The organism is Pseudomonas sp. GW821-FHT02A08, from assembly GCF_059422045.1.
In genome coordinates, this window is record NZ_JBWKWD010000006.1 from 177,858 (window position 1) to 195,049 (window position 17,192).

Genomic DNA, 17,192 nt, shown 5'->3' on the forward strand with positions numbered 1-17,192 from the left:
CTATTTCGTCGCCCCCGTGCGGCTTACGCCGCAGGTCTCGCCCGTTGTTCCGTTAAACAAGGCTTTGAGCATCTGCGGTTTGTAGCAAAAGGTAGTCAATGATGAGCGCAAGGCACTTTCTCTCCCTGATGGATTGCACGCCCGAAGAGCTGGTCAGCGTGATCCGTCGAGGCGTTGAGCTCAAGGACCTGCGTAACCGCGGCGTACTGTTCGAGCCTCTGAAAAACCGCGTGCTCGGGATGATTTTCGAGAAATCCTCGACCCGTACCCGGATCTCCTTCGAGGCCGGCATGATCCAGCTCGGTGGCCAGGCGATCTTCCTGTCGCCCCGTGACACCCAACTGGGCCGTGGCGAGCCGATCGGCGACGCCGCCATTGTCATGTCGAGCATGCTCGATGCGGTGATGATCCGCACGTTTTCCCACAGCACCCTGACCGAATTCGCCGCCAATTCGCGCGTCCCGCTGATCAACGGCCTGTCCGATGACCTGCACCCGTGCCAGTTGCTTGCCGACATGCAGACCTTCCTCGAACACCGCGGCTCCATCCAGGGCAAGATCGTGGCCTGGATCGGCGACGGCAACAACATGTGCAACAGCTATATAGAAGCGGCGATCCAGTTCGACTTCCAGTTGCGCGTTGCCTGCCCGGAAGGCTACGAGCCCAACCCGGTGTTCCTGGCCAAGGCCGGCGATCGGGTCACTATCGTTCGCGACCCGAAGGAGGCCGTGCGTGGTGCGCATCTGGTGAGCACCGACGTCTGGACCTCCATGGGCCAGGAAGAGGAAACCGCCAAGCGTCTGCAACTGTTCGCACCGTACCAGGTCAACCGCGCCCTGCTCGACCTGGCCGCTGAAGACGTGCTGTTCATGCACTGCCTGCCGGCGCACCGTGGCGAAGAAATCAGCGTCGACCTGCTCGACGACCCGCGCTCCGTGGCCTGGGATCAAGCCGAAAATCGTCTGCATGCGCAAAAGGCCTTGCTCGAATTCCTCGTTCCGCCTTCGTACCACCACGCATGAGCCAGCCATTACTGCTTAACCTGCGCAACCTCGCCTGCGGCTATCAAGACCAGCGCGTGGTGCAGAACCTCAACCTGCACCTCAACGCAGGCGACATCGGTTGCCTGCTGGGCTCCTCGGGTTGCGGCAAGACCACAACGCTGCGGGCGATTGCCGGTTTCGAGCCGGTGCATGAAGGTGAAATCCAGTTGGCTGGCGAGACGATCTCCAGCGCCGGTTTCACCCTTGCCCCGGAGAAACGTCGCATTGGCATGGTGTTCCAGGACTACGCACTGTTTCCGCATTTGAGCGTGGCCGACAACATCGCCTTCGGCATTCGCAAGCATCCGCAAAAGGATCGCGTGACCGAAGAGTTGCTGGAACTGGTCAACCTGAAGAACCTCGGCAAGCGCTTCCCCCACGAGCTTTCAGGTGGCCAGCAGCAACGTGTCGCCCTGGCCCGCGCCTTGGCGCCGGAACCGCAACTGCTGTTGCTCGATGAACCGTTCTCCAACCTCGATGGCGAATTGCGCCGCAAGCTCAGCCATGAAGTACGCGACATCCTCAAGGCCCGTGGCACCAGTGCGATTCTGGTGACTCACGATCAGGAGGAGGCCTTCGCGGTCAGCGACCACGTTGGCGTGTTCAAGGAAGGTCGTCTGGAGCAGTGGGATACGCCCTACAACCTGTATCACGAACCCCTGACACCCTTCGTGGCGAGTTTCATCGGTCAGGGCTATTTCATTCGCGGTCAGTTGAGCAGCCCCGAATCGGTGCAAACCGAGCTGGGTGAGTTGCGCGGCAATCGGGCCTACACCTGGCCGGTAGGCGGCGCCGTGGACGTGCTGCTGCGCCCGGACGATATCGTCTATGCGCCGGACAGCGCACTGAAGGCACGAATTGCCGGCAAGACGTTCCTGGGTGCATCGACCCTGTATCGCTTGCAACTGCCGACAGGCGCACAGCTGGAATCGATCTTCCCGAGCCATGTCGACCGTCAGGTCGGGGCGGATGTGGGTATTCGTGTCGCGGCTGAACACCTGGTGCTGTTCCAGGCGTCCGGCAGCACGGCGGCGCAGATTCCTGCTGTTGAATCGGGCGTCCGGCGCTACAGCACAGCCAACTGATACACACGAAACAATTGTGGGAGCGGGCTTGCTCGCGAAGGCGGTGTGCCAGTCAAAGCTGATGTCGACTGATTCACCGCCTTCGCGAGCAAGCCCGCTCCCACAATTGGATTGGAGCTAACCCAGCAAAAGCGTTCCGCTTGCTACGAGCGTTGCATCCCCGCCGATCATCACCCGCTCGCCTTCCAGCCGGCAGAACAACTCCCCGCCCCGCGTCGAACGCTGATAGGCCGTCAGGCTCGACTTGCCCAAACGCTTCGACCAATACGGAATCAGAAGGCAATGGGTCGATCCGGTCACCGGGTCCTCATTGATGCCGATTGCCGGGGCGAAGTAACGGGAAACAAAATCGTGCTGCTCGCCCCGCGCCGTCACGATAGCGCCCAACCACGGCAGTTTTGCCAGGGCCACCATGTCCGGCTTGCAGTCGAGCACGGCTTGCTCCGACTCCAGCACCACGAACAGCTCATTCGAAGCCAGTACCTCGACAGCCTTCACACCCAGTGCACGCTCGATGTCCGAGATCACGCTCACCGGCGCCGCAGTGATCGACGGGAAATCCAGCCACAATCGTCCACCTTCACGGGTCACGCTCAACGGGCCGGATTTGCAGATAAAGTCCAGTCGCTCGACCGGCTCTTTATAGACCTCAAACAACACATGGGCGCTGGCCAGCGTCGCGTGACCGCACAATGGCACCTCGGTGGTCGGCGTAAACCAACGGATGTGCCAGCCCTGCCCTTCACGCACCACAAACGCTGTTTCGGCAAGATTGTGTTCGGCGGCAATCTTTTGCATCAACTCATCGGCGAGCCATGTATCGAGCCGATAGACCATCGCCGGATTGCCACTGAATGGCTGATTGCTGAACGCGTCGACCTGATGAAACTCAAGCTGCATAACCTTCTCCCTTTGTCAGACCGCCGAGCATGCCGCGCTGGCCCAGCCGGCACCAGTGACAGAGCAGGCTGATTTTCACCATACAGTGCTGCACTTGGTCTTCAAGCGCGGCCGATATCGGCAAACTTCGCCTGGGTGTGTTCGGCCAGCACCGCCGGTGCCAGTTCGACTTCCAGTCCACGTCGGCCCGCACTGACAAAAATGCTGGCGAAGGGCTGGGCCGAATTATCAATGAAGGTACGCAAACGCTTTTTCTGCCCCAGCGGACTGATCCCGCCCAACAGATAGCCAGTAGAGCGCTGCGCTGCCGCCGGGTCGGCCATTTCGACCTTTTTCACGCCCGCGGCGTGGGCCAGCCCTTTCAAGTCCAGACTGCCGACAACCGGCACTACGGCCACCAGCAACTCGCCCTTCTCGCTGGCCGCCAGCAAGGTCTTGAACACCTGCGCCGGATCGAGCCCGAGTTTTTCCGCCGCTTCCAGCCCGTAGGAAGCGGCCTTGGGGTCATGTTCGTAACTGTGTACGCGATGTTCGGCCCGAACCTTTTTCAACAAATCCAATGCGGGGGTCATGACAGCTCCAGACTGGGCGACAGAAGAAAAATACTGCGCCCGATTCTAGGACATTGATCGTTAAAAGGCTCTACGGCGGCGCATCCGTGACGCCATTGCCTGACCACCCCATTCCCCACTGACTCGCTCATTCATACAGCGAATAGTTTCTTTATGACCGGCGGTTCACTTTCGACCTTTGACAGCAGCGTTTCTTGTCTATATTTTTTCGTTTCTGAAACTGTACGAAACGTCCTACCGTTGCACCCAGCAGTAAACCGCGACCAGGATGGGGATCCTGCCTCGGCGAAAAACGCGCTCCGACCATGATGGAAAAAAGCGCCAGACAACAAAAAAAATGAGGTTTCAATGACAACTGCTTTACAACAACCGTCGCTCTCGAGCCAATGCATGGCCGAGTTTCTGGGTACGGCGCTGCTGATCTTTTTTGGTACAGGTTGCGTTGCCGCGCTCAAGGTCGCGGGTGCCAGTTTTGGCTTGTGGGAAATCAGCATTATCTGGGGCGTCGGCGTCAGCATGGCGATCTACCTTACCGCCGGGGTTTCCGGGGCTCATCTGAACCCTGCCGTCAGCATTGCCCTGAGCATTTTCGCGGACTTCGATAAGCGCAAATTGCCTTTCTACATACTCGCCCAAGTGGCGGGTGCCTTCTGTGGAGCGCTATTGGTCTACACCCTCTACAGCAATCTATTCTTCGAATTCGAACAATCACACCATATGGTTCGCGGCACTCAAGCCAGCCTTGAGTTGGCCTCCGTGTTCTCCACCTTCCCGAATCCTGTGCTGACCACCGCCCAGGCATTTCTGGTCGAGGTGATCATCACGGCCATCCTGATGGGCGTGATCATGTCCCTGACCGATGACAATAATGGCCTGCCAAAAGGCCCGTTGGCACCGCTGCTGATCGGCCTGCTGATTGCGGTGATCGGCAGTTCGATGGGGCCGCTGACCGGTTTTGCCATGAACCCTGCGCGGGACTTCGGCCCTAAACTGATGACTTTCTTCGCTGGCTGGGGTGAAATTTCCTTCACTGGCGGGCGCAATATCCCGTATTTCCTGATTCCTGTTTTTGCACCGATTGTCGGTGCCTGCCTCGGTGCTGCAGCCTATCGTGGGTTGATTGCCCGCCATCTGCCCAGCGCCGTACCTGCTACAAAGGATGCAACAGCTGCCATTGACGGCAAACCCAGAACTTCTTGATACCGTTGGCGCGCGCCCCCTGCCCTTTGATCGCGCGCCAAACCTCACTCCCTTATTTCGTCCAAGGCAATCGACATGACCGACACACAGAATAAGAACTACATCATTGCCCTCGATCAGGGTACGACCAGCTCCCGCGCGATCATTTTCGACCGCGACGCGAACGTGGTCTGCACCGCCCAACGGGAGTTCGCGCAGCATTACCCGCAAGCCGGCTGGGTCGAACACGATCCGATGGAAATCTTCGCCACCCAGAGCGCCGTGATGGTCGAGGCCCTGGCGCAAGCCGGCCTGCACCACGACCAGGTGGCGGCCATCGGCATCACCAACCAGCGCGAAACCACCGTGGTGTGGGACAAGAACACCGGCCGGCCGATCTACAACGCGATCGTCTGGCAGTGCCGACGCAGCACCGAGATCTGCCAGCAACTCAAGCGCGATGGCCACGAGCAATACATCAGCGACACCACCGGCCTGGTCACCGACCCGTATTTCTCCGGCACCAAGCTCAAGTGGATCCTCGATAACGTCGAAGGCAGCCGCGAGCGCGCACGCAACGGTGAACTGTTGTTCGGCACCGTCGACAGCTGGCTGATCTGGAAATTTACCGGCGGCAAGGTGCATGTCACCGACTACACCAACGCTTCGCGCACCATGCTCTTCAACATCCACACCCTGGAGTGGGACGCGAAGATGCTGGAGGTGCTGGATATTCCGCGCGAAATGCTGCCGGAAGTTAAATCGTCCTCGGAAATTTATGGCCGCACCAAAAGCGGCATCGCCATCGGCGGCATCGCTGGCGACCAGCAAGCTGCCCTGTTCGGCCAGATGTGCGTCGAGCCAGGCCAGGCGAAAAACACCTACGGCACTGGCTGCTTCCTGTTGATGAACACCGGCGACAAAGCCGTGAAATCCCGACACGGCATGCTCACCACCATCGCTTGCGGCCCACGTGGCGAAGTGGCCTACGCGCTGGAGGGCGCAGTATTCAACGGCGGCTCTACCGTGCAGTGGCTGCGTGACGAACTGAAAATCATCAACGACGCCCACGACACCGAATACTTCGCCAACAAGGTCAAGGACAGCAACGGCGTGTACCTGGTGCCGGCCTTCACCGGTCTTGGCGCGCCCTACTGGGACCCGTACGCCCGTGGCGCACTGTTTGGCCTGACCCGCGGTGTACGCGTAGATCACATCATTCGTGCCGCGCTGGAGTCGATTGCCTACCAGACCCGCGACGTGCTCGACGCCATGCAGCAGGACTCCGGCGAACGCCTCAAGGCCCTGCGCGTGGACGGCGGCGCGGTGGCCAACAATTTCCTCATGCAGTTCCAGGCCGACATCCTCGGCACACAGGTCGAGCGCCCGCAAATGCGCGAAACCACGGCACTGGGTGCGGCTTACCTGGCAGGCCTGGCCTGTGGCTTCTGGGGCAGCCTGGAAGAGTTGCGCGGCAAGGCCGTGATCGAACGCCAGTTCGAGCCGACTCTGGATGAAACGGCGAAGGAAAAACTCTACGCAGGGTGGAAAAAAGCGGTCAGCCGCACCCGCGATTGGGCAGTTGAAGACGAGGCTGAATAAGCGAACTCCAGTCCCCGTATCTGTATGTAACTGGTAGGGAGCGGATTCCTGCGGCATCATGGGCAAATTTTGCACGGCAGCCCAAAGGACGCCCCATGAATCTGCCTCCCCGTCAGCAGCAAATCCTCGAACTGGTCCGCGAACGCGGCTATGTCAGCATCGAGGAAATGGCCACTCTGTTCGTAGTTACCCCGCAGACCATTCGCCGCGACATCAATCAGCTTGCGGAAGCCAATTTGTTGCGTCGCTACCACGGCGGCGCAGCTTACGACTCCAGCGTTGAAAACACCGCCTACGCCATGCGCGCCGATCAGATGCGCGATGAGAAACAGCGTATCGGCGAAGCCATTGCCGCGCAGATTCCCGACCATGCTTCATTGTTCATCAATATCGGTACGACCACCGAATCCATTGCCCGGGCATTGCTCAACCACAGTCACCTGAAAATCATCACCAACAACCTGCACGTCGCCTCCATGCTCAGCGCCAAGGACGATTTCGATGTCCTGCTGACCGGCGGCAATGTGCGGCGCGATGGTGGCGTGGTGGGCCAGGCCAGTGTCGATTTTATCAATCAGTTCAAGGTCGACTTCGCCCTGGTCGGCATCAGCGGCATCGATGAAGACGGCAGCCTGCTGGACTTCGACTATCAGGAAGTGCGGGTATCCCAGGCGATCATCGCCAATGCCCGGCAAGTGATACTCGCGGCCGACTCCAGCAAGTTCGGGCGCAACGCCATGATTCGCCTGGGTCCGATCAGCCTCGTCGATTGCCTGGTCACTGACCAGCAGCCTTCTCCAGCGCTGGCGCAGCTGTTGAATCAGCACAAGGTTCGGCTGGAAGTCGTTTAACCCCACCATCTCCAGTGCCTACACTGGCGCTATCGCGGGCAAGCCCGCTCCCACAGGCCCGTGTGATCCTTGTGGGAGCGGGCTTGCCCGCGAAGACGATCGCACATACAGCATCCCTCTTGCGCCATAACGCGCATCAAAATGTTCGTAAATTTTCCTTTAACGGCCCTTCGATGAGTATTTTCAATCGTAGCTGACTGGCTGCGGGCGTCTTTATGGGCTAGTATTTTCGCAAATGAACATTAATGTTCGAATTCAAATACAGAACATCAAAGAATTCCGAGGCCGTGCCGATGCCCACTTCCACCTTGCCTACGCCCCCTCTCGCCGAGGTTTACGATATCGCCGTCATCGGTGGAGGGATCAATGGCGTGGGGATCGCAGCGGACGCCGCCGGCCGTGGTCTCTCGGTGTTCCTTTGTGAAAAGGACGACCTGGCCAGCCATACCTCGTCGGCCAGCAGCAAGCTGATTCACGGTGGCCTGCGCTACCTCGAACATTACGAATTCCGCTTGGTGCGTGAAGCCCTGGCCGAACGCGAAGTGCTGTTGGCCAAGGCTCCGCACATCGTCAAGCAAATGCGTTTCGTGTTGCCGCACCGCCCGCACCTGCGCCCGGCGTGGATGATTCGCGCCGGCCTGTTCCTCTATGACAACCTGGGCAAGCGCGAGCAATTGCAAGGTTCGAAAAGCCTGAAGTTCGGCCACGACAGCGCGCTCAAAAGCGAAATCACCAAGGGCTTCGAATACTCCGATTGCTGGGTCGACGACGCACGCCTGGTGGTGTTGAACGCCATGGCCGCCCGGGAAAAAGGCGCCCACGTTCACACCCAGACCCGCTGCGTCAGCGCACGCCGCGCCAAGGGCTTGTGGCACCTGCACCTGGAACGCGCCGATGGCAGCCTGTTTTCGATCCGCGCCAAGGCATTGGTCAATGCGGCCGGGCCATGGGTCGCCAGGTTCATTCGCGATGACTTGAAGATGGAGTCGCCATACGGCATCCGCCTGATCCAGGGCAGCCACCTGATCGTGCCGAAACTGTACGAAGGCGAACACGCGCACATCCTGCAAAACGAAGATCAGCGCATCGTGTTCACCATTCCGTACCTGAATCATTTCACCCTGATCGGCACCACCGACCGCGAGTACACCGGCGATCCGGCGAAAGTGGCAATTACCGATGGCGAAACCGATTACCTGTTGAACGTGGTCAACGCCCATTTCAAAAAGCAAATCGGCCGTGACGACATCCTGCACAGCTATTCCGGTGTGCGCCCGCTGTGCAACGACGAATCCGACAACCCGTCGGCCGTGACCCGCGATTACACCCTGGCGCTGTCTGGCACTGGCGAAGAGGCTCCGTTGCTGTCGGTGTTCGGCGGCAAGCTCACCACCTATCGCAAACTGGCCGAGTCGGCGCTGGCGCAACTGGCACCCTACTTCAAGCACATCCAGCCGAGCTGGACCGCCAGCGCCACGCTGCCGGGCGGTGAAGACATGACCACCCCGCAAGCCTTGAGCTCGCGCATTCGCGACAAATTCGACTGGGTACCGAGCGAGATCGCTCGCCGCTGGGCTACCACCTACGGCAGCCGCACCTGGCGCATGCTCGAAGGCGTGCAAGACCTCAGCGATATGGGCGAGCACATCGGTGGCGGTCTCTACACCCGCGAAGTCGACTATCTGTGCAGCGAAGAATGGGCCACCAGCGCCCACGACATCCTCTGGCGTCGCAGCAAGCTCGGCTTGTTCACCACGGTGACCGAGCAGGAAAAACTCAAGGATTACCTGAACAAGGTCGAACAGAACCGCAGCAAGATCGAAGCCGCCTGATCGGTCACCGGTATAAACAAAAGCCCCTGGATCTCACGATTCAGGGGCTTTTTCGTATCGATGAATTTCAGTCGCGCAAATCCGATTCATGAATGGGCTGCTCACGGTGGGTCGCCCGCTGATACTGCGCCGGCCACACGGCCTTGTGCCCGCCCAGGTCGTCGTCGGCGTGCAGCGCCCAATACGGATCGCGCAACAACTCACGAGCGAGGAAGATGATGTCCGCCTGACAGGTGCGCAGGATGTGCTCGGCCTGGGCCGGCTCGGTGATCATGCCGACTGTGCCGGTGGCCATGCCCGACTCCTTACGCACCCGCTCGGCGAAGCGGGTCTGGTAACCCGGCCCTGTGGGAATCTCCGCATTCACCGCCGTCCCGCCCGACGAGACATCGATCAGGTCGACTCCCAGGGCTTTGAGGCGGCGCGCCAGCTCCACGGTTTCATCGGGGTTCCAGCCGTCTTCTACCCAGTCGGTGGCCGACACCCTGACAAACACCGGCAACTCCTCAGGCCACACCGCACGTACCGCTTCGGTGACCTGCAGCACCAGCCGAATGCGATTTTCGAACGAACCGCCATATTGATCGCGACGCTGATTACTCAACGGCGACAGGAACTGATGCAGCAGATAGCCATGGGCGGCATGCACTTCGACCACCTTGAAACCGGCCGTCAGCGAGCGCTTTGCCGCATCGACAAAGGCCTGGATGACCTTGGCGATCTCGCCGTCATCGAGTTGCCTGGGTTGGGTGTGTTGGGGATCGAATGCAATCGGTGAAGGTCCGACCGGCACCCAGCCGCCCTCGTCGGGTTTGACGCTGCCGTGTTTGCCAAGCCATGGCCGATAGGTACTGGCCTTGCGCCCGGCATGGGCCAGCTGAATGCCGGCAACGGCGCCCTGGGCGGTGATGAAGCGGGTGATGCGTTGTAGGGGTTCAATCTGTCCGTCATTCCACAGACCGAGGTCCTCGGCCGTGATACGCCCATCGGCGGTGACCGCCGTGGCTTCGGTAAACACCAGCCCGGCCCCGCCGACGGCGCGGCTGCCGAGGTGGACCAGGTGCCAGTCATTGGCCAGGCCATCGGCACTGGAGTACTGGCACATCGGCGATACCGCGATGCGGTTGGGCAGGGTCAATTGGCGAAGGGTAAAGGGTTCAAGCAGCAGACTCATGGGGCACCTCTCGAATCAGTGGGCAGGCTCCAGGTTCTGTTTGAATAGTCGACGAGTGACAGGAAAAAGGTACAACACCCGCCCCCGCGGGCAAAAAATTCGACAAGACGTCACAAGGCCAAAATCAAGCAGTGTTTAGAGCCTAGTCGACATCGGGGGATGTTGCCCCTTGCAGGAGCGAGCTCGCTCGCGATGGACGACAGGACACCGCGGGGTATCAGGTCCCCAGCGCCATCGTTCACGTCCATCGCGAGCAAGCTCGCTCCTACAGGGGGTCAACGCGGTTCGATGTGGGCAATCATCAGTTGAACCGTCTCGTTGCCGCGAAACTCGTTGAGGTCAAGCTTGTAGGCCAGTTCCACCCACTTGATGGTCGGATTCGACCAGATGTCGCGGTCGATCCCGAAGGCAATGCCATCGAGTTTCACCGAACCACATTCACTTTTGAGCACGACTTTAAGGTGCCGCTCGCCAACGACGCGCTGCTCGACCAGCTGGAACACCCCGTGAAACAAGGGTTCCGGGAAGTGCTGCCCCCAAGGACCGGCATGCCGCAGGGCACGGGCCAGTTCCAGATGGAACTCCTCCACCGCCAGGGTACCGTCCGACAACAGGCGGCCAGTCAAGTCTTCTTCGCGCAGTTGCCGGCGCACTTCAGCGTCAAAGGCTTCGGCGAACAAGGGAAAATTCGCTTCCGGCAGCGTCAGGCCGGCCGCCATCGCGTGGCCACCGTACTTGGTGATCAGATTCGGATGCTGCGCCGCCACCACACTCAAGGCATCGCGGATGTGAAAGCCCTGGACCGAACGCCCCGAGCCCTTGAGCAGGCCAACCCCGGCATCGGCAAAGGCAATGGTCGGGCGGAAATAGCGCTCTTTCATCCGTGACGCGAGGATACCGATGACGCCCTGATGCCACTCGGGATCGAACAGGCACAAGCCGAATGGCATCGACTCCACTGGCAGATCCTTGAGCTGCGCCAGTGCTTCGCGCTGCATGCCCTGCTCGATGGATTTGCGATCCTGGTTCATGCCGTCCAGTTGAACAGCCATCTCACGGGCCAGACCTGCGTCTTCGGTCAGCAGGCATTCGATGCCCAGGCTCATGTCATCCAGACGCCCTGCAGCGTTCAGGCGCGGGCCGACAATGAAGCCCAGATCGGTGGAGGTGATGCGCGCATGATCGCGCTTGGCCACTTCGAGGATCGCCTTGATCCCCGGCCGGGCACGCCCGGCGCGAATCCGTTCCAGGCCCTGATGCACCAGAATCCGGTTGTTGGCATCCAGCGGCACCACGTCGGCCACGCTGCCCAGAGCCACCAGATCGAGCAGTTCGCCGATATTCGGCTGAGGCTTGCTTGTGTACCAACCCAGCTCGCGCAACCGCGCACGCAGGGCCATCAGCACATAAAAAATCACCCCGACACCGGCCAACGCCTTGCTCGGAAACTCGCAACCGGGCTGGTTCGGATTGACGATGGCATCGGCCAAAGGCAGCTCGTCACCGGGCAAGTGGTGGTCGGTGACGAGCACCTTGAGCCCGGCCTTTTTCGCCGCTGCCACGCCTTCGACGCTGGAGATGCCGTTGTCGACGGTGATCAGCAAATGCGGCTGACGCTCGAGCGCCACCGCGACGATTTCCGGTGTCAGGCCGTAGCCGTAGTCGAATCGGTTGGGCACCAGGTAATCGACATGTGCCGCCCCCAGCAAACGCAGGCCCAGCGTGCCGACAGTGCTGGCCGTCGCGCCGTCGGCATCGAAGTCGCCGACGATCAGGATGCGCTGGCGCTGTTCGAGCGCAGTCACCAGCAGATCCACGGCGGCATCGATGCCCTTGAGTTGCTGGAACGGAATCAACCGCGCCAGGCTCTTGTCCAGTTCCGCCTCGGACTGCACGCCACGAGCCGCATACAGGCGGGTCAACAGCGGTGGAATATCACCGAGGAATGGCAGGGTGTCGGGCAGCAGGCGAGGTTCGATGCGCATGGGGTGAAAGATGCTTCTCTTCAATACGTAGGATAAAACCGGGTGACGCGGGGCAGCGGCAAAAAATCAGCCGCGCTCACCGGCCAGCCACTGCAACTGGACTTCGTGCTGACCACGGTCGTCGGTGACGAAGATCGTCCCTTCGCTGATCATCACGTCCCACTTGATGACGCGAGGCATGTCCTTGGCCAGGGTCTCCAGGACTTCCTGAGGCACGGCAGCGATGTTGACGTTCTTCAGGTTCTTCACCGCCGGCACCACTTTGCCTTCCCACACGCGCAGGCTGCCGTAGGCCAGCAGGCTGGTGCGCTCAGTGCGGCGCGAGCACCAGGTCAGGCGCTCGGCGTCCGGCTGGCCGACTTCGATCCAGTGCAGGACGCGGTCATCCAGGCTTTTTTCCCACAAGGCAGGTTCATCCACTTCCGACAGACCACGACCAAAAGACAGCTGCTCGTTGTACCAGAGAGCGTAAGCCAGCAGGCGCACGGTCATGCGCTCTTCGGTTTCCGAAGGGTGACGGGCAATGGTCTGCTTCACGCTCTCATAGACGCTGCGGTCGAGGTCGGTGAGGTTCAGTTCAAACTTGTAGGTCGTGGACGGCTGGGCCATGAACGGGCTTCTTGATACGAGGAAAGGCGGCAAGTCTAACCGATGCGACGGGCAATCCACGAATTGAACACAATCAAGCTGGAGCGTCTGACAGTCGGCTATGTTAAAACCCTGTATCCGCCCAACCTTTGCCCCTACAGGATCCAGCATGCCGTTCACCGCCAAACCGCTTTCCGGTCTGAAAGTCATCGAATTGGGCACCTTGATTGCCGGCCCGTTTGCCTCGCGCATTTGCGCAGAATTTGGCGCCGACGTGATCAAGATAGAATCTCCGGACGGCGGTGATCCATTGCGCAAATGGCGCAAATTGTATGAAGGCACTTCGTTGTGGTGGTTCGTCCAGGCCCGCAACAAAAAATCCCTGACCCTCAACCTCAAGCACCCCGACGGTCAGGCGATCCTGAAACAGCTGCTGGGTGAGGCAGACATCCTGATCGAAAACTTTCGCCCCGGCGTCCTGGAAAAACTCGGCCTGGGCTGGGACGTCCTGCACGCCCTGAACCCGAAACTGGTCATGGTGCGGCTGTCGGGTTTCGGCCAGACCGGCCCGATGAAAGACCAGCCCGGCTTTGGCGCGGTCGGTGAATCCATGGGAGGCCTGCGCTACATCACCGGCTTCGAAGACCGGCCACCGGTGCGCACCGGCATTTCCATCGGCGACTCGATTGCCGCCCTCTGGGGCGTAATTGGCGCGTTGATGGCCCTGCGTCATCGCGAAGTCAACGGCGGCCAGGGGCAAGTGGTGGACGTGGCGCTGTATGAAGCCATCTTCGCGATGATGGAAAGCATGGTCCCGGAGTTCGACGTGTTCGGCTTCATCCGCGAACGCACGGGCAATATCATGCCGGGCATCACCCCGTCCTCGATCCACACCAGCGCCGATGGCAAGCACGTGCAGATCGGCGCCAATGGCGACGCGATTTTCAAACGCTTCATGCTGATCATTGGCCGGGAAGACCTGGCCAACGACCCCCTGCTTGCCAGCAACGATGGCCGCGATGCCCGACGCGACGAGATTTATGGCGTCATCGATCGCTGGGTCAATTCGTTGCCACTGGACAAGGTGCTGGCGCAGCTCAATCAGGCAGAGGTGCCGGTCAGCCGGATCTTCAGCGCCGAAGACATGTTCAATGACCCACAGTACCTGGCGCGGGAAATGTTCCTGCAAGCCAAGCTGCCGGACGGCAAAGACTTCAAGATGCCGGGCATTGTGCCGAAACTCTCAGAGACACCCGGGGAATGTGAATGGGTCGGGCCACAACTGGGTGAGCACAACGCGCAGGTACTCCAGGAACTTGGCTATGACGCGACGCAGATCGCACAGTTGCGCAAAGACGGAGCCATCTGAACTGAGAGGCCTGCCTGCATGGCCCATTGGACACGGCCCGCCACGCGGTGGGTGGCTGCTGTGCGTGCTGGCGATTTCACTCCTGCTCCTTGAACCGGCCCCCTCAGCCCTGGCGCAAACCAGGGAAACCCTGATCTGGCTCAAACGCGACCTGCCGCCGCTGACGATCTTCGACGGGCCGAAAAAGGGCCAGGGCGTTATCGATCAACTGCTTCCACTGCTGATTGCCGGCATGCCGCAATACCAGCACAGCGTGATGAGGGTCAATCGCGCCCGTGGATTGCAAATGCTCCACGAGCCGTCCCTTGTCTGCGACGCGGCGCTGAACTGGAGCAAGGAACGGGAACAGTGGATCGCCTTTTCCATTCCAGTCTTTCGTGCGATGAGCAATGGCCTGGCCGTGCGGCGCGTCGACCAGAAAGTGCTGGCGCCCTTTATCAAGGACGGCGAAGTGGACCTGGCAGCGCTGCTCGCCAGCGGCAGCGAAAAACTGGGGATCATTGCCGAGCGCAATTATGGCGAATACCTCGACGGACTGCTCAAGCAAGCGCCAGCCGACGTGCTGACCGCTCATTACGGCAATGATGCCTTGGGCAGCCTGCTGCAGATGCAGCGCCTGGGACGCTTGCGCCTGCTGCTGGGTTATCGCCCGGAAATTCGCTACCAGGCCTCGCTGCAAGGCATTGCCGAGGATGAGTTGCAGTTCTATCCGATCCGTGGCACAGGCAAATACCTGTCCGGTTACATCGGCTGCACCGACACGCCCAAGGGCCGGCAGGCCATTGCCGAGATCAACCAGGTGCTACGCACCCTTCCCCGCGAACGCCTTGACGAGGCCTACGCCGCCTGGCTGGATCCCCAAAGCCGCAGCGATTACCTGAAAGACACCAAGGCGTTTTTCGACAATCTGGCGCAACCCTGACAAATCCCGGGCAAAAGAAACCCCGAGAAGTGGGGAGACGACTCGGGGTTAAACGTGGTCTGCCTGGAGACCAGTAGCAGCAAGCTACAAGCACCGGAGCACAATGCCTGATCCTGCTGTTACAAAGTCTGACTGACCTGGGCGCGGGAAGGTTCCCACAAAAATCCGTTCAATTGCGGCTGGCCAGCAGCCTGTCCTGCGCCGCATTACGCAATGCCGCTATGACACAAGGCTCAAGGCGTCCTTCAGCGATCAGCACGTCGCGATGCAAACCGTCGACCACATCCGTCAGCAGGCGTTTGTCATTCAACTGGGCCTGATTGAACTCGCGCTCGACCACGGTCACGCCGATAGCATTCTTCAGGGTCACCCGGCACTCGCCACGAATGCTCGAGGGGGTCAACGTAACCTGATACGGGCTCAGCGCCTCACCGAGCAACAGACTGATACTTTCCATCCCGATCACCACTCAATAGTCCGAAAACAACGTGCCTGGGGCATGCCTACAACAAATGACCGCTGGCCCGAGAAGAAAGTTCTGGATACTGACCGCAGGCGAACCTGCAACCCAGTCAAGTGAGCATGCACGGCGAACATGACAGAGAAAAAACGCCACCATCACGTCTGTCGGGTGCGCCGGGCGATGTCAGCCCAGCCCCCCAATAATCCTCGTAGCTGGCCATCGGCCGTATAAAACGGCACTGTCCACTGGTAGATATCCCTGACACTGTCCTTGAACATCAATTGACGCTCGAAAAAGCGCGTCCTGCGCGTACTCAATTGCGCCATGTACTCGGCATGCAGCAGTTCCGCGGTGTGCCTGGGCATGGCGTCGACCTCGATCAACTGCCGCCCCTGCATCCGGTCAAAACGCATCGACAAGGCGTCCTCGTAACTTTTGTTGCACATGATCAAGCGCCCTTGCAGATCACGGACAAACATCGGGTCAGGCATGGCATCCATCAGGGCATGCTGGAAGGCGAGCTGATCGCGCAGACTGCTTTGGGCCTCGCCCCGCTGCCTGACCACCACCGCCAATCGCCGATTCCAGAGCAGGGACAACAGGCCGAACAGGCTGACCACCAACACGCCCCAGCAAACCCACTGGTCGATCCGCTGCCAGAGGCCAGGCGCCTGTGGCACGGTAGCGCCGCCGAACCACTTCAGGCGAAGGTCGCGCAACTCCTGTTCAGGAAACGCCTCTAGCGCCTTGTTGAGGATACTCAGCAGCTGCGGCTGGCCTTTGCGCACCGCCAGATAATCCGCGTCCCATTTGCCCGGCACCACGGCGCCGATCTGCAGCCGGCCCGACGGAATAAGCTGGGCGCCGATTTCGCTTTCGATGGTGGCGTAGGCTTCGCCGCTTTCCACCCAGGCACGGGCTTCGGCGTAGGTTTTAACCGAGCGCAATTCGATGGACGGATAATTGCGACGGACCATCGCTTCCAGTGCATGCCGGGTCGGCAGCACCAGTACCCGCTTCGCCATATCCTCCAGCGACTGCACCGGAGGTGCCCCGGCCCGCCCGACAAAAACCCATCCGGCACCGCCGTACGCATGGCTGAAATCCAGAAACGCCTTGCGTTCGTCATTCATCGCCAGGGTCGTACTCAAATCCGCGGTGCCACTTTCCAGATGGGCCAGCATCTGATCTGTGGAAAAAGACTCCTGGTAAACGAACCGCAACCCCGTCATGTCACTGATGCGCTTGAGCAGATCACTGTTCAAGCCCGTCCATTGGCCATGTTCATCCTTGAACAGGTACAACGGGTATTCCAGTGCCGTGACCACGACCCGTGGATGGCTCTCCATCCATTGCAACTCCTGGTCATCCAGTACGACCATTGAACGCGCGACAGACTTCCCGGGGGCCGGAATCGATGCAGGGTTCGCCCCTCCCCATTCGGCGATTCCCAGCATGCCGAATAAAAACAGCCAGCACGCAACCGGCTTGAACACACTTGTAAACAGCATTCCCACGTCCTTGGTGATCCATTCGCCTGTCCTTTCGCGGCGATAACACGACAAGTGTGCATGCAGAAATGAAAAAGCCCGTCAGGAGACGGGCTTCAAAATGTAACAGCGCTGAC

15 protein-coding genes are annotated in these 17,192 nt (G+C 60.1%); 8 read left to right on the forward strand and 7 right to left on the reverse strand.

All coding sequences use genetic code 11. The features are described 5' to 3' along the window. The first annotated feature begins 101 nt into the window (after positions 1 to 101). The gene (argF, locus tag AC07W4_RS06990) at positions 102 to 1,022 is read left to right on the forward strand and encodes an ornithine carbamoyltransferase (RefSeq protein WP_495031944.1); all 921 of its coding nucleotides are present in this window, start codon (positions 102 to 104) and stop codon (positions 1,020 to 1,022) included. Next, positions 1,019 to 2,128: an ABC transporter ATP-binding protein gene (locus AC07W4_RS06995; protein WP_007971311.1), complete on the forward strand. Its 1,110-nt coding sequence runs from the start codon at positions 1,019 to 1,021 to the stop codon at positions 2,126 to 2,128. The genes argF and AC07W4_RS06995 overlap by 4 nt, the downstream gene beginning before the upstream one ends. A gap of 117 nt (positions 2,129 to 2,245) precedes the next feature. Here the strand turns inward: AC07W4_RS06995 and AC07W4_RS07000 are convergent, their stop codons facing one another. Then, positions 2,246 to 3,028 (reverse strand): PhzF family phenazine biosynthesis protein, encoded by a 783-nt coding sequence (locus AC07W4_RS07000; RefSeq protein WP_495031945.1) that lies wholly within the window; start codon positions 3,026 to 3,028, stop codon positions 2,246 to 2,248. Positions 3,029 to 3,129: 101 nt separating this feature from the next. Next, positions 3,130 to 3,600: a Cys-tRNA(Pro) deacylase gene (gene ybaK, locus AC07W4_RS07005; RefSeq protein ID WP_007971306.1), complete on the reverse strand. Its 471-nt coding sequence runs from the start codon at positions 3,598 to 3,600 to the stop codon at positions 3,130 to 3,132. Between the two features lie 348 nt (positions 3,601 to 3,948). On the opposite strand from ybaK, the gene AC07W4_RS07010 reads away from it, so the two are divergent. The 4 genes from AC07W4_RS07010 to glpD all read left to right on the forward strand — a co-directional run bounded on the left by AC07W4_RS07010 (position 3,949) and on the right by glpD (position 9,064). After that, entirely contained in the window at positions 3,949 to 4,800 is an 852-nt protein-coding gene (locus AC07W4_RS07010; RefSeq protein WP_495031946.1) for an MIP/aquaporin family protein, read from the forward strand. A 75-nt stretch (positions 4,801 to 4,875) separates the two neighbouring features. Next, entirely contained in the window at positions 4,876 to 6,381 is a 1,506-nt protein-coding gene (glpK, locus tag AC07W4_RS07015) for a glycerol kinase GlpK (protein ID WP_008053512.1), read from the forward strand. A 95-nt stretch (positions 6,382 to 6,476) separates the two neighbouring features. Continuing rightward, positions 6,477 to 7,232, forward strand: a complete 756-nt coding sequence (locus AC07W4_RS07020) for a DeoR/GlpR family transcriptional regulator (RefSeq protein ID WP_007971301.1) — start codon at positions 6,477 to 6,479, stop codon at positions 7,230 to 7,232. A 293-nt stretch (positions 7,233 to 7,525) separates the two neighbouring features. After that, positions 7,526 to 9,064: a glycerol-3-phosphate dehydrogenase gene (gene glpD, locus AC07W4_RS07025; protein ID WP_495031947.1), complete on the forward strand. Its 1,539-nt coding sequence runs from the start codon at positions 7,526 to 7,528 to the stop codon at positions 9,062 to 9,064. A gap of 67 nt (positions 9,065 to 9,131) precedes the next feature. Here the strand turns inward: glpD and AC07W4_RS07030 are convergent, their stop codons facing one another. The 3 genes from AC07W4_RS07030 to AC07W4_RS07040 all read right to left on the reverse strand — a co-directional run bounded on the left by AC07W4_RS07030 (position 9,132) and on the right by AC07W4_RS07040 (position 12,832). Next, a complete protein-coding gene (locus AC07W4_RS07030; protein ID WP_008053510.1) occupies positions 9,132 to 10,238 on the reverse strand; it encodes an NADH:flavin oxidoreductase/NADH oxidase in 1,107 nt (368 codons plus the stop codon). A gap of 275 nt (positions 10,239 to 10,513) precedes the next feature. After that, entirely contained in the window at positions 10,514 to 12,223 is a 1,710-nt protein-coding gene (recJ, locus tag AC07W4_RS07035) for a single-stranded-DNA-specific exonuclease RecJ (RefSeq protein WP_495031948.1), read from the reverse strand. 66 nt (positions 12,224 to 12,289) lie between these two features. After that, positions 12,290 to 12,832, reverse strand: a complete 543-nt coding sequence (locus tag AC07W4_RS07040; protein ID WP_007971297.1) for a YaeQ family protein — start codon at positions 12,830 to 12,832, stop codon at positions 12,290 to 12,292. 148 nt (positions 12,833 to 12,980) lie between these two features. Between AC07W4_RS07040 and AC07W4_RS07045 the strand changes: the two genes are divergently transcribed. Next, positions 12,981 to 14,180: a CaiB/BaiF CoA transferase family protein gene (locus AC07W4_RS07045; RefSeq protein ID WP_495031949.1), complete on the forward strand. Its 1,200-nt coding sequence runs from the start codon at positions 12,981 to 12,983 to the stop codon at positions 14,178 to 14,180. Continuing rightward, the gene (locus AC07W4_RS07050; RefSeq protein ID WP_495031950.1) at positions 14,134 to 15,102 is read left to right on the forward strand and encodes a TIGR02285 family protein; all 969 of its coding nucleotides are present in this window, start codon (positions 14,134 to 14,136) and stop codon (positions 15,100 to 15,102) included. The genes AC07W4_RS07045 and AC07W4_RS07050 overlap by 47 nt, the downstream gene beginning before the upstream one ends. Positions 15,103 to 15,271: 169 nt before the next feature. Here AC07W4_RS07050 and AC07W4_RS07055 read toward each other — a convergent pair whose 3' ends face one another. Next, positions 15,272 to 15,559 (reverse strand): DUF3509 domain-containing protein, encoded by a 288-nt coding sequence (locus AC07W4_RS07055; protein WP_495031951.1) that lies wholly within the window; start codon positions 15,557 to 15,559, stop codon positions 15,272 to 15,274. A 161-nt stretch (positions 15,560 to 15,720) separates the two neighbouring features. Next, a complete protein-coding gene (locus AC07W4_RS07060) occupies positions 15,721 to 17,076 on the reverse strand; it encodes a transporter substrate-binding domain-containing protein (protein ID WP_495031952.1) in 1,356 nt (451 codons plus the stop codon). Positions 17,077 to 17,192: the final 116 nt, after the last annotated feature.

Excerpts from the sequence above, each read along its gene's own strand:
- recJ (WP_495031948.1), bottom strand. The coding sequence starts at position 12,223 with ATGCGCATCGAACCTCGCCTGCTGCCCGACACCCTGCCATTCCTCGGT.
- AC07W4_RS07000 (WP_495031945.1), bottom strand. The coding sequence starts at position 3,028 with ATGCAGCTTGAGTTTCATCAGGTCGACGCGTTCAGCAATCAGCCATTC.
- glpK (WP_008053512.1), top strand. The coding sequence starts at position 4,876 with ATGACCGACACACAGAATAAGAACTACATCATTGCCCTCGATCAGGGT.
- AC07W4_RS06995 (WP_007971311.1), top strand. The coding sequence starts at position 1,019 with ATGAGCCAGCCATTACTGCTTAACCTGCGCAACCTCGCCTGCGGCTAT.
- AC07W4_RS07010 (WP_495031946.1), top strand. The coding sequence starts at position 3,949 with ATGACAACTGCTTTACAACAACCGTCGCTCTCGAGCCAATGCATGGCC.
- AC07W4_RS07045 (WP_495031949.1), top strand. The coding sequence starts at position 12,981 with ATGCCGTTCACCGCCAAACCGCTTTCCGGTCTGAAAGTCATCGAATTG.
- AC07W4_RS07030 (WP_008053510.1), bottom strand. The coding sequence starts at position 10,238 with ATGAGTCTGCTGCTTGAACCCTTTACCCTTCGCCAATTGACCCTGCCC.
- ybaK (WP_007971306.1), bottom strand. The coding sequence starts at position 3,600 with ATGACCCCCGCATTGGATTTGTTGAAAAAGGTTCGGGCCGAACATCGC.
- AC07W4_RS07020 (WP_007971301.1), top strand. The coding sequence starts at position 6,477 with ATGAATCTGCCTCCCCGTCAGCAGCAAATCCTCGAACTGGTCCGCGAA.
- AC07W4_RS07060 (WP_495031952.1), bottom strand. The coding sequence starts at position 17,076 with ATGCTGTTTACAAGTGTGTTCAAGCCGGTTGCGTGCTGGCTGTTTTTA.
- AC07W4_RS07040 (WP_007971297.1), bottom strand. The coding sequence starts at position 12,832 with ATGGCCCAGCCGTCCACGACCTACAAGTTTGAACTGAACCTCACCGAC.
- AC07W4_RS07055 (WP_495031951.1), bottom strand. The coding sequence starts at position 15,559 with ATGGAAAGTATCAGTCTGTTGCTCGGTGAGGCGCTGAGCCCGTATCAG.
- argF (WP_495031944.1), top strand. The coding sequence starts at position 102 with ATGAGCGCAAGGCACTTTCTCTCCCTGATGGATTGCACGCCCGAAGAG.
- AC07W4_RS07050 (WP_495031950.1), top strand. The coding sequence starts at position 14,134 with ATGACGCGACGCAGATCGCACAGTTGCGCAAAGACGGAGCCATCTGAA.
- glpD (WP_495031947.1), top strand. The coding sequence starts at position 7,526 with ATGCCCACTTCCACCTTGCCTACGCCCCCTCTCGCCGAGGTTTACGAT.